This is a genomic window from Heyndrickxia sp. MSNUG (assembly GCF_049532715.1).
GTDB lineage: Bacteria > Bacillota > Bacilli > Bacillales > Cytobacillaceae > Mesobacillus.
Genome location: NZ_CP150978.1, coordinates 3,496,382 through 3,509,561, shown reverse-complemented (window position 1 = coordinate 3,509,561; position 13,180 = coordinate 3,496,382). Strand labels below are relative to the sequence as shown.

Sequence of the window (13,180 nt, the reverse complement as noted above, 5' to 3'; positions counted from 1 at the left end):
ACCGGTGATGCCGCATAAAATGAACTCACCCTGGAGCGCCGGTTTGAAAGGGATTCCCAGTAAAACCGGCCGAGTGTCGATCACACTCGTTATCAAAATCGGCAGCAGATGCTGTCACGAGCGCACGCATTCATGCGTGAAGAAGGGTGGTACCGTGGAACAGGAGACAAAGCCTATTCCATCCCTTTGCCTGGTCTTTCCAGGCATATGGAGATGGAATAGGCTTTTTTATATTGTTGTCCAGCTCCAGCGCCTAACCCCTCGAGTCGCTTCGGTCCGCCCAATGAAGTCAAAGAACGACTTCACCGGTCGGCCCTCCAGCGCTTGTCGGGGCTGACCAAGGCGGTTGCGCTTTTATTATGAAGAAAGCTCTTATCTAGAATGGTTACCTTAGAGTAATTTCAGCCAATGAAAAGAACCTGGAAAAATAACATCATGATTAGAGCGATTTTGAAATCGAAAACAAACTAGTAGGGGGGATTCGTAAAAATGGTGCAGGAAGCTGCCTTGAAGGAAAAGAAACCGCTGGCCACTGGTCTCAGCGGCGCTGATTTACTTTTGAAAGCTTTGGAGAGGGAAAACGTTGAAGTCATTTTTGGCTATCCAGGAGGAGCTGTCCTCCCGATTTATGACAAACTCTATGATTCTAAAATTCTTCATGTCCTGCCAAGGCATGAACAAGGCGGGATCCACGCAGCGGAGGGATATGCGCGAATAAGCGGGAAGCCAGGAGTGGTGATTGCGACTTCGGGGCCAGGTGCAACAAATATTATTACTGGCCTGGCAGATGCAATGATGGATTCTTTGCCTCTCGTAGTAATCACAGGCCAGGTGGCAACAGGTGTAATTGGGTCGGATGCCTTCCAGGAGGCCGACATACTCGGGATCACTACTCCGATTACAAAATACAATTATCAAATCCGGGACACAAAGGACATACCGCGAATCGTCAAAGAAGCATTTTATATTGCGACGAGCGGCAGGCCGGGTCCGGTAGTCATTGATTTTCCGAAGGACCTTGCAGCAGCACTGACGGAGGAGCTTCAGGAGCAGGAAATCTCTCTCCCGGGATACCAGCCAACAATTGAACCAAATTTACTTCAGGTGAGGAAGCTGGCAGAAGCAGTAAGTAAAGCGAAGCGTCCCGTCATTCTTGCAGGGGCGGGTATACTGCATGCCAAAGCGTCCGCCTTATTAAAAGAATATGCGGAACAGCAGAAGCTGCATGTAGTCCATACGCTTTTAGGATTAGGAGGTTTCCCGGCAGGCCATGAACTGTACCTTGGGATGGCAGGCATGCACGGCTGCTATGCTGCAAATATGGCCCTCTATCAATGTGACTTATTGATTAATATCGGGGCGAGGTTTGATGACAGGCTGACGGGTAATCTGAATCATTTCGCTCCAAACGCACGGGTAGCGCATATTGATATTGATCCAGCAGAAATCGGCAAGAACGTCCACACCCATATACCTGTCGTTGGGGATGCCCGTGAAGCGCTAAGCCAGCTGGTCAGACAAGACACTAAAGCGCCTGAACAGGATGAATGGGTGGAAACGATCTCTTCCTGGAAAAAAGATTTCCCATACTACTACGAGAACACCGACGTGCTCAAGCCGCAAAAGGTGATGGAACTCCTTTACGAAAAAACAGCCGGGGAAGCGATTGTCGTAACGGATGTTGGCCAGCATCAAATGTGGGCAGCTCAATATTATCAATTCAAAAATGCTGATCGCTGGGTTACTTCAGGTGGACTTGGGACCATGGGCTTTGGCCTTCCGGCTAGCATTGGTGCCCAGCTGGCAGATCCATCAGCCTGTGTGATTGCCGTACTTGGCGATGGGGGATTCCAGATGTCAACACAGGAGCTTGCTGTGATAGCCGAGTTCCAGCTGCCAATTAAAATAGCTATTTTTAATAATAAAGCATTGGGGATGGTAAGGCAGTGGCAGGAAATCTTTTATGGGTCGAGATTTTCTCACAGCAAAAATCCAGTTCAGCCTTCGTTTGTAAAACTGGCAGAAGCCTATGGCATCAAAGGCTATCAAATCAATTCGGAAGCCGAGGCCCATGCAGTGCTAGATGAAGTATTAAATAACAGTGAACCTGTTCTTCTGGATTTCAGGGTTGATGCTGATGAAAATGTGTATCCGATGATTGCCCCAGGGAAGGGAATCCACGAAATGGTGGGTGTTAAGAAATGAAAAGAATAATCACAATAACTGTCTTGAACAGACCGGGAGTCCTGAACCGGATTACCAATTTGTTTACGAAAAGAAATTATAATATCGAAAGCATTTCAGTCGGCCCGACGGAGCATGAAGGTGTTTCGAGAATGACATGCGTTGTCCATGTTGAAGACGATCGAATGGCAGAACAGATTACAAAACAGCTGAATAAGCAGATCGATGTCCTTAAGGTTGCCGATATCAGCGACCAGGCAGTTGTCGCAAGGGAACTCGTACTCATGAAAGTTCCGGTACTGCCGCATAACCGTTCAGAAATCTATTCAATCATTGAGCCATTTCGAGCTTCAGTGATTGATGTCAGCAAGGATAGCATTATCATCCAATTAACAGGTGAATCAGAAAAAATCGAAGCCTTTATCGAATTAATCAAACCTTATGGAATAAGAGAAATGGCACGGACCGGCACTACAGCTTTTCCGAGAGGCTACCAGCCTGGTAACCAGCAAAAAGCTCTTTCGTTTGTATAGGCTCTATGGGTAATTGCTTTTGAATCATACATGAATTCTTTTTTTGCACCTCTAAAAAGCGTGTTAAACCAGTTCGTACTGCAATTAAGTACCTAAACCAAATTCAGATGCAGAATCAAGTAACGTAGTGAAATTCCAAAATAATATGCGGTTAAGAAGGGGAGACGAAAAATGGCGAAAATGTATTATAACGGTGATGCAAACGAGACTTATTTTAACGGAAAGAAAGTGGCGGTTGTGGGATATGGTTCCCAGGGGCACGCTCATGCGCAAAATTTAAGGGACAGCGGTGTTGAGGTCGTAGTTGGTCTTAGAAGAGGAAAGTCATGGGAAAAGGCGGAGGAGGATGGCTTTGAGGTCAAAGCTGTTTCTGAGGCAGTGGCTCAATCAGATGTGGTCATGATCCTCTTGCCTGATGAACTTCAGACATCGGTTTACAAAGAAGAAATCGAACCTCAGCTGACAAATCAGGCTCTCATGTTTGCACATGGATTTAATATTCATTTTAACCAGATCGTTCCCCCGGAGAATTGTGATGTATTACTTGTTGCGCCTAAGGGTCCAGGGCATCTTGTCAGAAGGACTTACGAGGAAGGTGCAGGTGTTCCGGCGTTGTTCGCAGTCCATCAGGATGTAACAGGGGAGGCCAGGGAATTGGCGCTGGCCTATGCGAAAGCGATTGGTGCCCTAAGAGCAGGTGCATTGGAAACGACATTCAAAGAAGAAACTGAAACAGATTTATTCGGGGAACAAGCTGTCCTTTGCGGCGGACTTACATCGTTAGTAAAAGCAGGATTTGAAACTCTAGTTGAAGCAGGCTATCAGCCAGAACTGGCCTATTTTGAGACGATGCATGAATTGAAGCTGATTGTTGACTTAATGTACGAAGGCGGACTGGAAGGAATGCGTTATTCTATTTCAGACACTGCACAATGGGGAGATTTCGTCAGCGGACCTAGAGTTGTTAATGACCAGGTGAAACATGAAATGAAAAAGGTTCTGAAGGATATCCAGGAGGGCAAATTCGCAGAGGGATGGATTGCTGAAAATAAGGCCAGCCGACCGGTCTTTAACGCAATCAACGAAAAGGAAAACCAACATCAAATTGAAGTGGTTGGCAGAGAACTGAGAAAGATGATGCCTTTTGTCAATAAACAAAAGCAGAGAGAAGTGGCTGCCAGTGCGAAAAATTAAGATTTTTGATACAACATTGCGGGATGGAGAGCAATCGGCCGGGGTGAATCTTAATTTTACCGAGAAGCTTGAAATAGCGAAACAGCTGGAAAGGCTGAGTGTTGACATTATTGAAGCAGGATTTCCTGCTGCGTCAAAAGGAGATTTTGCATCTGTAGCTGAAATTTCCCGAGCAATCAAGGGATGCTCTGTAACGGGGTTGGCAAGATCGGTTTTATCTGATATTGATGCAGCCTGGGATGCTTTAAAATATGGTGCGGAACCAAGACTACATTTGTTTATTGCCACTTCACCTATCCATCGGGTTCATAAGCTTAAGCAGACAAAAACAGAAGTGATTGAAACAGCTGTAAAAACTGTAAAATACGCGGCTTCTAAATTCCCCGTAGTACAGTGGTCTGCAGAGGATGCATGCCGGACAGAACTTGATTATTTAGCGGAAATTGTAGAAGAAGTGATCAAGGCAGGAGCAAAGGTCATTAATATACCTGATACAGTGGGGTATATTTCGCCAAAGGAATACGGCAATATCTTTAAGTATTTGCAAGAGAATGTTCCTTCTATTAGTAAAGTTGAACTTTCGGCACACTGCCATGATGACCTGGGGATGGCAATTGCCAACTCTCTTGCTGCTGTATCAGCGGGTGCCTCTCAGGTAGAAGGAACAATCAATGGGATTGGAGAGAGAGCTGGCAATGCAGCACTAGAGGAATTCGCTGTTGCCCTTCATATCCGGAAAGACTTTTACCAAGCCGAGACAAGAATGAATCTAAAGGAAATCAGCAGAACCAGCAGCCTGGTCAGCAAACTCACAGGGATGGCGGTTCCAGCAAATAAAGCAGTGGTAGGAAGAAATGCCTTTGCCCATGAATCGGGAATCCATCAGGATGGCGTTTTAAAAGAGAAAACAACCTATGAAATCATTTCACCAGAGCTGGTTGGCCTGCAAAATAACTCGATGGTTCTTGGGAAGCATTCTGGCCGTCACGCATTCCGCAATCGTCTGAATGAAATCGGCCTGGCAGTACCAGACCAGGATATCAACCATTTATTCGCGGTATTCAAGGAACTGGCAGACCGTAAAAAGGAAATGACAGATGAAGATTTGGCAGCGATCATCCTTGAAGAAACGCTGTCAAAGGAACAGCAATATTATCGCTTGAATTCAATCCAGGTGCAGTATGGAACCAACCAGGTACCTACGGCAACCGTTTCTCTTTCCGGCTGTCAAAACGAATTGATCCAGGAAGCAGCTACTGGTTCAGGAAGTATTGAAGCATTATATAACACGCTTGAAAAATGCTTGAAGGAATCTGCCAATTTGCTTGATTATCGAATCCAATCAGTTGGCGCAGGAAGGGATGCTCTTGCCCAGGTATATGTAAAACTTAGATTTGCAGGAACGGAGACAAGCGGAAGAGGCCTTGCACAGGATGTTCTGGAAGCTTCGGCAAAAGCCTATTTAAACGCAGTCAATAGGGTTCTATATATGGAAGAAAACAAAAAAATCGCAGTGAATGGTTAAGTAATGAAAATACCATATAAAAAATGGAGGCGAATGTTATGGAAAAAAGGATCGCAGTCCTGCCAGGTGATGGAGTAGGCAAAGAAGTAAGCAGGGGGGCGGTCAGCATCCTCCGTGCAGTAGGTGAGCTTTATGGACATAAATTTCAATTCTTATATGGAGATATTGGCGGAGGGGCAATCGATGAGTTCGGCACACCGCTTCCGCAGCAGACAATCGATCTTTGCAAAGCAAGTGATGCAGTACTGTTAGGAGCAGTAGGAGGGCCGAAGTGGGATATGCTGCCGGGACATCTCCGCCCAGAAAAGGGATTGCTGAAAATCAGGAAAGACCTTGGTTTGTACGGCAATGTTCGCCCGGTTCAATACTATTCTAGTATTTCCGGGGTATCACCGCTTCGCAAGGAAGTGATTGAAGGGGCTGATATGGTCGTAGTCAGGGAACTGACCGGCGGGCTGTACTTTGGCAAGCCGAGTGAAAGAACGATGAAAAAAGGCGAGGCATCTGTCGTAGATACGCTATTTTACCAGAAAAAAGAGATCGAGAGAGTAATCCGCTATGCATTCAAATTAGCATCCAGCCGAAGAGGCAAAGTGACCTCGGTGGACAAAGCGAATGTTTTGGAATCAAGTCGAATGTGGCGGGAGACGGCGGAAGAGGTGGCAAAGGATTTTCCTCAGGTTCAGCTGGAGCATATGCTTGTTGATAATGCGGCCATGCAGCTCATTAAGAACCCGCGACAGTTCGATGTCATCGTGACTGAAAATATGTTTGGCGACATCTTAAGTGATGAAGCTTCCGTTTTGACTGGGTCGCTTGGTATGCTGCCATCTGCAAGTGTATCTGTTGATGGTCCATACTTATATGAACCGATCCATGGCTCAGCTCCGGATATCGCTGGTCAGAACACGGCGAATCCAATTGCGATGATTCTATCAGCAGCGATGATGCTTAGAATGTCATTCGGAATGGAAGAGGAAGCAGAAGCGGTTGAAAATGCGGTAATCCAGGTGCTAGATGCTGGAAGCAGAACTCGTGATATTGCCGATTTTGGGAATGTTCCGGTAACTACGGAGGAAATGGTTGAGGAAATTAAAGCCGTCCTGCTCGATCATGAAGCAATCTGTAATATAATGAGTGCTTATGCTTAACGATATCTGAATTTTTCAAAAAAAGAGGAGGCTGCTTGTGGGAAAAACAATCATCGATAAAATTTGGGAAAGCCATGTTGTTCACCGGGAGGAAGGTAAGCCGGACCTCATCTATATAGATTTGCATCTTGTCCATGAGGTAACTTCCCCGCAGGCTTTCTCGGGACTTAAAATGAAAAACCGCCCAGTACGGAGGCCAGATCTTACCTTTGCAACAATGGACCATAACGTTCCAACGATCAATCGTAGCCAGATACATGATCCGGTAGCTAAAAACCAGATGGATACGCTAAGGAAAAATTGTTTGGAGTACGGAATACAACTAGCTGATCTGGATAGTCCTGAACAGGGGATCGTCCATGTAATCGGACCTGAGCTTGGATTGACAAAACCAGGGATGACCATAGTGTGCGGGGACAGCCATACATCCACACACGGAGCTTTTGGCTCCCTGGCGTTTGGGATAGGCACCAGTGAAGTTGAGCATGTCCTTGCGACGCAAACCTTATGGCAATCAAAGCCTAAAACGTTGAAACTTGAGGTTTCCGGAAACCTGGGACCGGGAGTCAGCGCAAAGGATGTCATTCTTTTTGTCATCAGCAAATATGGTGTCAACTTTGGAACAGGTTATGTAATTGAATTCTGCGGAGATGTCATCAAGGGAATGTCAATGGAAGAGAGGATGACAATCTGCAATATGTCGATTGAAGGAGGGGCAAAGGCCTCACTTGTCGCGCCGGATGCTACAACGTTTGCTTATTTAAACGGACGGAAATATGTTCCCGAAGGTGATGATTTCCTGGATTCGATTCTTGACTGGAAGTTGCTTGCGTCAGATGAGGATGCAGAATACGATCATGTCATTGCGGTTGATGGAAACGAAATCGCCCCAATGGTCAGCTGGGGTACGAACCCTTCCATGACAGTCCCTGTCACAGGAAGAGTTCCATTTTTGGATGAATGTGAAACGGAAGCTGAGAGAAAGTCCGTCCAGAGAGCATTTGAATATATGGGTCTTGAGGAAGGACAGCAAATCGCAGATGTGGAAGTCACAAAAGTTTTTATTGGATCGTGTACAAATTCCCGGCTTGAGGATCTCAGGGCTGCTGCTGAAATAATCAAAGGGAAAAGTGTAGCTCATGGAGTCCAGGCAATTGTCGTTCCAGGCTCGCAAAATGTAAAGAAATTAGCGGAAGCAGAAGGAATTGACAAACATTTTATTGATGCAGGATTTGAATGGAGAGAATCTGGATGCAGTATGTGCTTGAGCATGAATGCCGATATAGTAGGACCGCAAGAACATTGTGCATCAACATCGAACCGGAATTTTGAAGGGAGACAGGGAGCTGGGGCACGAACCCACCTTGTCAGTCCTGCAATGGCAGCAGCAGCTGCACTTCATGGACGCTTTGTCGATGTCAGATCAATGGTTGGAGCCATGATTTAAAGAGCTTGGGTCAAATGGAAAATTATTTGGATTGGAAGGCCGCAAACCTTCAAGAATTATGAATAGAGCCCTGCAGAAAGGAGCCTGATATGTCGAGTTTTAAAGAATGGACCGGAAAAGCTGTAGGAATGGACCGGACAAATGTTGATACCGATCAGATCATCCCGAAACAATTCCTTAAAAGAATTGAGAAAACTGGTTTCGGAGAGTTCCTGTTTTATGATTGGCGTTTTAAACCGAATGGAGAGCTGAATGAGCATTTTGAACTCAACCACCCGGAAAATGAAGGTGCATCCATTTTAATCGCAAATGAGAATTTCGGCTGCGGGTCATCAAGGGAACATGCTCCATGGGCTTTGCAGGATTTTGGCTTCAAGGTTTTGATAGCTCCCTCTTTTGCCGATATTTTTCGCCAGAACTGTCTAAAAAATGGTATCCTCCCGATTGTCTTAAAAGAAGATGAAGTTTTCTATCTACTAAAGCAAGCCGGGGATCAGCCGTATGAATTGACGGTGTCATTAGAAACAAAGTCGGTTTCTGACGAAAATGGATTTGAAACTACTTTTGACATTCATCCATACTGGTACAATATGCTCCTGAATGGCTGGGATGAAATAGAATTGACATTACAGATGGAAGATAGCATTAAAGCTTATGAAGAAGATCAATTACAGAAAAGGTAACTAATTGGATGAAAAACAGACGGATTCACAGGCATAGCTTGTGAATCTTTTTGTTTTTTCAATAATTCATGCTAAACTTACTTCAATAAAAAGCTTGTTTTGAAACTCTTTAAATCTTTCAATCGTTCATTTTGGTTGTTTTCGAAGACTTTGTCGGATTAATAAGTTGATTTGCACTCCCATCAACTCAGGTCAAACAACATGAAGCATAGAAACAGTCAAACCGTAAAACAACATTAGGGGATTTTCCAATAAAATCGATAGTAAGGCGGTATGTTTATGAATAAGCGGGATTCGAAAAAGGACAATGTGATCCTGTTTCCCGGTCTGGAAAAGCGCCTGTTAGAGAAGGGGCTTGATTACCTCAAACAGAAAAAATACAGGGATGCCATCCAGTTTCTTGAGCAGGCTCTGGTGCATGACCCGGAAAACAGCGATATTTATGTGGGGCTGGTCCTGGCTAACTTTGAGGCCGGATCTTTAAAGCAAGCCAAACAGATTGCGGCTCAAATGCTCCGAAGCGGCTTGGGTGATTACATTCAAGTAATCGATTTATACTTAATGATTCTTGTACAGCTGAATGAATATGACGAAATAGTTTCTACTATAGAAGCACTTCTTGATGAAAAGGAAATTCCCGGAGATAAGCAGGAACATTTTACAAGAATGCTTGAATTTGGCAGGAGGATGCTCGAAAGCGGACCAGAAATGGAAGAAGCGGCTGAAGTGGAATCAGAAGGAGTCTCTCTGGGCCTATTCGATCTGCAGGATCCAAAAGAACAGGTAATGATTGCAGCAAGGCTGACAAAAGAAAATATCCGTCCTTACATAAAAGAAATAAAAGAGTACTTAGCATCAGAACAAGGCCACCCTTTTCAAAAAACAATGCTCCTTAATATATTGAAAGAACAGGAATATGCAGAAGAGACCGATGTCCGTAAATTCGGCTGGGAAAAATCGTTCATTCCCTCAAGACTTCCAGACCTGAAGGATTACATCGCAATGAATGATGTCATCCAAATACTCGGGGACGAATTAGAGAATGCTGACCCCGTTCTATTTGAGAATGTATTAAGTTTAATTGAGAGGCATTTCTTTCTGGTATATCCGTTTGATTTGCCAAACGGAGAAGCAGAGGCATGGGCAGCTGCCTATCATTTTATGGCGAATGAATATTATGGATTTGATGAATCTCTTGAGTCTTTTGCTGAATTGTATACTAGTTCTGAGAAAGAAACGGGTGAGGTTCTGGCTTTTATCCGGATGCTAGAAGAAATTTCTTATCCGATAATATAGCCCAAGCTGTTGAAACGAAATAAACCTGTGTTATAATGTAGTGGTTGTATTATGTAAAAATCATTCTATTTTACATCTAATCTGGAATATTGCTTGGTTAACAAGAGTATTCATCGTCGAATGAAACATGACAATAGATTATTGTTGGAGGGAACTGTATGTCTGCAAAATTAGAGAAATTAGAAAAGAACCAAGCGGTTCTAACAATTGAAGTAGATGCAGAAAAAGTAAACCAAGGTTTAGACGCTGCATTCAAAAAGGTCGTTACGAAGGTAAATGTACCAGGCTTCCGTAAAGGAAAAATGCCACGCCAAATGTTTGAAAAACGTTTCGGTGTAGAATCATTATACCAGGATGCAATTGATATCCTTCTTCCAGAAGCATATGCAAATGCAATCGTTGAAACTGGAATTGAGCCAGTTGACCGTCCTGAAATCGATGTGGAACAAATCGAAAAAGGCAAGAGCATGATCTTCAAGGCTACTGTAACTGTTAAGCCTGAAGTGAAGCTTGGCGAATACAAAGGGTTAGAAGTTGAAGCATTCGATACAAACGTAACGGATGAAGAAGTTGAAAATGAATTAAAAACAATGCAAGAGAAGCAGGCAGAGCTAGTAGTTAAAGAAGAAGGCACTGCTGCAGAAGGCGATACTGTTGTAATCGATTTTGAAGGTTTCGTTGATGGCGTAGCTTTCGAAGGCGGAAAAGCAGAGAACTATTCGCTTGAACTTGGTTCAGGTTCATTCATCCCTGGTTTCGAAGAGCAACTCGTTGGAACTGCTACTGGCGAAGAAAAAGATGTAGAGGTATCTTTCCCTGAAGAGTACCATGCAGCTGAACTTGCTGGAAAGCCAGCTACTTTCAAAGTTAAGATTCACGAAATCAAAGGAAAAGAACTTCCAGCTCTAGATGATGAGTTTGCTAAAGATGCAGATGAAGAAGTTGAAACTTTAGATGCTCTTAAAGCTAAAATCAAAGATCGTCTTTCTCACGACAAAGAGCACCAGAAAGAAAATCACGTACGTGACACAATCGTAGAAAAAGCTGCAGCTAACGCTGAAATCGAAGTTCCAGATGCAATGGTCGACACAGAAGTTGACCGCATGATCAACGAATTCGAACAGCGCCTGCAAATGCAAGGTATGAACCTTGAGCTTTACTTCCAATTCTCTGGTCAAGACGAAGCTGCTCTTCGCGGCCAGATGAAAGAAGAAGCTGCTACACGCGTTCGTGTAAACCTGACTCTTGAAGCAATCGCAAAAGCTGAAAACATCGAAGTAACTGATGAAGAAGTGAATGCAGAGCTTGAGAAAATGGCTGAAATGTACAACATGACTGTTGATAACATCAAAGCTGCACTAGGCGGAAGCCTTGAAGGAATCAAAGGCGATCTTCAATTGAAGAAAGCTGTTGATTTCCTTGTAGAAAACAGCAAAACTGTTGCATAATAGAATTAAGATTTATCATAAACAAGGCGCGAGAGATCGTGCCTTGTTTTCTACAATAAAAACATAAGTTCAACGTTATATACATACATAATTTTTTAGCAATTTCCCATCTGCCGATTTAATGACACCATTTATGGTTAAGATGATTTAGTACATATATTTTCACAAGTGTTCATAAGCACGAAACTTGTCCATGTCAAGGGTTATTATTTCCTGTACCTTGGCATAATGTGTTACAATGCAATACATACCTGCTCAACCGAAGCAGAAAAACTGTTACTTAACTTTTCGTTTGCTTATGAATTGCAGCTTTATATATTGTTAGAAGTTCTCAAGGGGTGAAGGCATTGTTCAAATTTAATGATGAAAAAGGGCAGCTTAAGTGTTCTTTCTGCGGCAAAACGCAGGATCAAGTCCGCAAGTTAGTAGCAGGGCCAGGGGTCTACATCTGTGATGAGTGTATTGAATTATGCACGGAAATCGTTGAAGAGGAACTGGGCACTGAAGAAGAAGTTGAATTTAAAGATGTACCAAAACCAATGGAAATCCGCGATATCCTTAATGAGTATGTAATTGGGCAGGATCAGGCTAAGAAAAACTTGTCCGTAGCCGTTTACAATCATTATAAGCGTATTAACTCGAACAGTAAGATCGATGATGTTGAGCTTTCAAAGAGTAATATTGCCATGATCGGGCCAACAGGAAGCGGTAAAACATTGCTTGCGCAAACTCTTGCCCGCATTCTCAATGTTCCTTTCGCAATTGCGGATGCTACATCGCTTACTGAAGCTGGTTATGTCGGTGAAGATGTAGAAAATATCCTTTTGAAATTGATCCAGTCTGCAGATTATGATGTGGAGAAAGCTGAAAAAGGGATCATCTACATCGATGAAATCGATAAAATTGCAAGAAAATCCGAAAACCCATCTATTACAAGAGATGTTTCGGGTGAAGGCGTGCAGCAGGCATTATTGAAAATTCTTGAAGGAACAGTTGCAAGTGTTCCGCCACAAGGTGGAAGAAAGCATCCTCATCAGGAATTCATCCAAATTGATACAACGAATATTCTATTCATCTGCGGTGGAGCATTTGATGGAATTGAATCAATCATCAAACGCCGCCTTGGCCAAAAAGTAATTGGTTTCGGCTCTGATAAGAAAGAAGAAGAATTAGACAAGAAGGAATTACTGTCAAAAGTGCTTCCTGAAGACTTATTGAAGTTCGGTTTGATTCCAGAATTCATCGGCCGTTTGCCAGTAATCGCCAGCCTGACTCCGCTTGATGAAGAAGCGCTGGTTGAAATCCTGACTAAGCCGAAGAACGCGCTTGTTAAGCAGTATCAAAAGATGCTTGAGCTTGATAATGTGGAACTTGATTTCGAAGATGATGCCCTTATCGAAATTGCAAAAAAGGCAATCGAGCGTAAAACAGGTGCCCGCGGACTCCGTTCAATCATCGAAGGCATCATGCTTGACGTCATGTTCGACTTGCCATCACGTGATGATATCGTAAAATGCATCATCACAAAAGAAACAGTCGAAAACAACATGCCGCCAAAGCTAGTGCTAGAAGACGGAACGGTTTTAGAAGACGAAAGAACATCAGCATAATCATTAAAAGTCCGGTGATCACTCACCGGACTTTTTTGCATCTCTTTACCGCATTAAAGTAGTGGGGGTCAGACCCCCACTGCTTTAATGCGGTGATGTGACGGGGGTT

General features: G+C 43.8%; 10 protein-coding genes and 1 other annotated feature (1 of these 11 only partly in view). All 10 genes read left to right on the top strand.

The window, feature by feature from the left end:
- Nucleotides 1–189: a binding site (T-box leader), on the top strand; it begins 68 nt to the left of the window's first position.
- Between the two features lie 300 nt (nucleotides 190–489).
- The 10 genes from ilvB (at nucleotide 490) to clpX (ending at nucleotide 13,071) form a co-directional block, all read left to right on the top strand.
- Nucleotides 490–2,205 carry an acetolactate synthase large subunit gene (gene ilvB / locus AABM38_RS17705; RefSeq protein ID WP_423407577.1) on the top strand — a complete coding sequence of 572 codons (1,716 nt, stop codon included), beginning with the start codon at nucleotides 490–492 and terminating at the stop codon, nucleotides 2,203–2,205.
- Nucleotides 2,202–2,717 carry an acetolactate synthase small subunit gene (ilvN, locus tag AABM38_RS17700; protein WP_335376360.1) on the top strand — a complete coding sequence of 172 codons (516 nt, stop codon included), beginning with the start codon at nucleotides 2,202–2,204 and terminating at the stop codon, nucleotides 2,715–2,717. Before ilvB ends, ilvN begins: the two co-directional genes overlap by 4 nt.
- Nucleotides 2,718–2,888: 171 nt before the next feature.
- Nucleotides 2,889–3,911 (top strand): ketol-acid reductoisomerase, encoded by a 1,023-nt coding sequence (gene ilvC, locus AABM38_RS17695; RefSeq protein ID WP_423407576.1) that lies wholly within the window; start codon nucleotides 2,889–2,891, stop codon nucleotides 3,909–3,911.
- Entirely contained in the window at nucleotides 3,898–5,436 is a 1,539-nt protein-coding gene (locus tag AABM38_RS17690) for a 2-isopropylmalate synthase (protein WP_423407575.1), read from the top strand. The genes ilvC and AABM38_RS17690 overlap by 14 nt, the downstream gene beginning before the upstream one ends.
- A gap of 38 nt (nucleotides 5,437–5,474) precedes the next feature.
- Nucleotides 5,475–6,587, top strand: a complete 1,113-nt coding sequence (leuB, locus tag AABM38_RS17685; RefSeq protein ID WP_423407574.1) for a 3-isopropylmalate dehydrogenase — start codon at nucleotides 5,475–5,477, stop codon at nucleotides 6,585–6,587.
- 37 nt (nucleotides 6,588–6,624) lie between these two features.
- Entirely contained in the window at nucleotides 6,625–8,034 is a 1,410-nt protein-coding gene (gene leuC / locus AABM38_RS17680; protein WP_423407573.1) for a 3-isopropylmalate dehydratase large subunit, read from the top strand.
- A gap of 89 nt (nucleotides 8,035–8,123) precedes the next feature.
- Nucleotides 8,124–8,717 (top strand): 3-isopropylmalate dehydratase small subunit, encoded by a 594-nt coding sequence (gene leuD / locus AABM38_RS17675; RefSeq protein ID WP_423407572.1) that lies wholly within the window; start codon nucleotides 8,124–8,126, stop codon nucleotides 8,715–8,717.
- Nucleotides 8,718–8,996: 279 nt separating this feature from the next.
- Nucleotides 8,997–10,013, top strand: a complete 1,017-nt coding sequence (locus tag AABM38_RS17670; RefSeq protein ID WP_423407571.1) for a tetratricopeptide repeat protein — start codon at nucleotides 8,997–8,999, stop codon at nucleotides 10,011–10,013.
- Nucleotides 10,014–10,171: 158 nt separating this feature from the next.
- On the top strand, nucleotides 10,172–11,461 hold the full coding sequence (gene tig / locus AABM38_RS17665) for a trigger factor (protein ID WP_423407570.1): 1,290 nt from the start codon (nucleotides 10,172–10,174) through the stop codon (nucleotides 11,459–11,461).
- A 347-nt stretch (nucleotides 11,462–11,808) separates the two neighbouring features.
- Nucleotides 11,809–13,071: an ATP-dependent protease ATP-binding subunit ClpX gene (clpX, locus tag AABM38_RS17660; protein WP_423407569.1), complete on the top strand. Its 1,263-nt coding sequence runs from the start codon at nucleotides 11,809–11,811 to the stop codon at nucleotides 13,069–13,071.
- Nucleotides 13,072–13,180 lie beyond the last annotated feature (109 nt).

Bases quoted from the DNA above. Each gene is read 5' to 3' on its own strand.
- ilvB (WP_423407577.1), top strand. From the start codon at position 490: ATGGTGCAGGAAGCTGCCTTGAAGGAAAAGAAACCGCTGGCCACTGGT.
- ilvN (WP_335376360.1), top strand. From the start codon at position 2,202: ATGAAAAGAATAATCACAATAACTGTCTTGAACAGACCGGGAGTCCTG.
- ilvC (WP_423407576.1), top strand. From the start codon at position 2,889: ATGGCGAAAATGTATTATAACGGTGATGCAAACGAGACTTATTTTAAC.
- leuB (WP_423407574.1), top strand. From the start codon at position 5,475: ATGGAAAAAAGGATCGCAGTCCTGCCAGGTGATGGAGTAGGCAAAGAA.
- leuD (WP_423407572.1), top strand. From the start codon at position 8,124: ATGTCGAGTTTTAAAGAATGGACCGGAAAAGCTGTAGGAATGGACCGG.
- AABM38_RS17670 (WP_423407571.1), top strand. From the start codon at position 8,997: ATGAATAAGCGGGATTCGAAAAAGGACAATGTGATCCTGTTTCCCGGT.
- tig (WP_423407570.1), top strand. From the start codon at position 10,172: ATGTCTGCAAAATTAGAGAAATTAGAAAAGAACCAAGCGGTTCTAACA.